Below are 2003 nucleotides of genomic sequence, written 5' to 3'. Positions count from 1 at the left end.
CATCGAGCCCCCAGGGACGGGTTTACGGCGTGTCCTGCAAGCCCACACCGCCCCGCCCAACCAGCAGACACCCCAGAGCCAGCTGTTGCCTTTGACGTTGATCTGGCCTGGAGCAGGTGCAGGGCGCAGCCCTGCCGAGCCCCCCCGCCGGGGTAAACTACCCGGATGGCTTCCCGTCCCGCGCACGACCTGCTCCAACGCGTCTTTGGTTACGACGATTTCCGTGGTCCGCAGCAGGACATCGTGGAGCACGTGGCTGCCGGTCACGATACCCTGGTGCTGATGCCCACCGGCGGCGGCAAGTCGCTGTGCTACCAGGTGCCGGCCCTGCTGCGTGACGGTTGCGGCATCGTCATCTCGCCGCTCATCGCGCTGATGCAGGACCAGGTCGAGGCCCTGCGCCAGCTGGGCGTGCGCGCCGAGTACCTGAATTCGACCCTGGACGCCGAAACCGCCGGTCGCGTCGAGCGCGAACTGCTGGCCGGCGAGCTGGACATGCTCTATGTCGCGCCCGAGCGCCTGCTGACCGGCCGCTTCCTGTCGCTGCTGTCGCGCAGCCACATCGCGCTGTTCGCCATCGACGAAGCGCACTGCGTGTCGCAGTGGGGCCACGATTTCCGCCCCGAATACCGCCAGCTCACCGTCCTGCACGAGCGCTGGCCGGACATTCCGCGCATCGCGCTGACCGCCACCGCCGACCCGCCCACCCAGCGCGAGATCGCCGAGCGCCTGGACCTGGCCGAGGCCCGCCACTTCGTCAGCTCGTTCGACCGCCCCAACATCCGCTACACCGTGGTGCAGAAGGACAACGCCCGCAAGCAGCTGACCGATTTCCTGCGCGGCCATCGCAGCGAGGCCGGCATCGTCTACTGCATGTCACGGCGCAAGGTTGAAGAGACCGCCGAATTCCTCTGCGGCCAGGGCTTCAATGCGCTGCCCTACCACGCCGGCCTGCCGCCGGAGGTGCGTGCCAACAACCAGCGCCGCTTCCTGCGCGAAGACGGCATCGTGATGTGCGCCACCATCGCTTTCGGCATGGGCATCGACAAGCCGGACGTGCGCTTCGTGGCGCATACCGACCTGCCCAAGTCGATGGAAGGCTATTACCAGGAAACCGGCCGCGCCGGCCGCGATGGCGAGGCCGCCGAGGCCTGGCTGTGCTATGGCCTGGGCGACGTGGTGCTGCTCAAGCAGATGATCGAGCAGTCCGAGGCCAGCGAGGAGCGCAAGCAACTGGAGCGCTCCAAGCTTGACCACCTGCTGGGCTACTGTGAATCCATGCAGTGCCGCCGCCAGGTGCTGCTGGCCGGTTTCGGCGAGACCTACCCGCAGCCCTGCGGCAACTGCGACAACTGCCTGACCCCGCCGGCCGCCTGGGATGCCACCGTCCCCGCGCAGAAGGCGTTGAGCTGCGTCTACCGCAGCGGCCAGCGCTTTGGTGTCGGCCACCTGATCGACATCCTGCGCGGCAGCGAGAACGAGAAGGTCAAGCAGCAGGGCCACGACAAGCTGAGCACCTATGCGATCGGCCGCGACCTGGATGCGCGCACCTGGCGCAGCGTGTTCCGCCAGTTGGTGGCCGCCAGCCTGCTGGAAGTGGACAGCGAAGGCCACGGCGGCCTGCGCCTGACCGATGCCAGCCGCGCCGTACTGACCGGCCGCCGCCAGATCAGCATGCGCCGCGATGCCGCCAGCACCAGCAGCGGCCGCGAACGCAGCGCGCAGCGCACCGGCCTGTCGGTGCTGCCGCAGGACCTTGCCCTGTTCAACGCCCTGCGCGGCCTGCGCGCCGAACTGGCGCGTGAACAGAACGTGCCGGCCTTCGTGATCTTCCACGACAGCACCCTGCGCAACATCGCCGAGCAGCGCCCGACCAGCCTGGATGAACTGGCCCGGGTCGGCGGCATCGGCGGCACCAAGCTCAGCCGCTACGGCCCGCGCCTGGTGGAGATCGTGCGCGAGGAAGGGTAATGGCGATCCCGTTTGTAGAGTCGAGCTTGCTC

The 2003-nt window shown here is 68.4% G+C and carries 1 protein-coding gene; it reads left to right on the top strand.

Annotation, left to right across the window (positions count from 1 at the left end; all coding sequences use genetic code 11):
- Nucleotides 1–165: 165 nt before the first annotated feature.
- Complete coding sequence (recQ, locus tag QRO93_RS16190; RefSeq protein ID WP_180879330.1) at nt 166–1971, top strand: DNA helicase RecQ; 1806 nt, start codon at nt 166–168, stop codon at nt 1969–1971.
- Nucleotides 1972–2003 lie beyond the last annotated feature (32 nt).

Source organism: Stenotrophomonas maltophilia group sp. Smal17 (genome assembly GCF_030237045.1).
Taxonomy (GTDB): domain Bacteria; phylum Pseudomonadota; class Gammaproteobacteria; order Xanthomonadales; family Xanthomonadaceae; genus Stenotrophomonas; species Stenotrophomonas forensis.
This window is presented reverse-complemented; position numbering and strand designations above follow the sequence as displayed.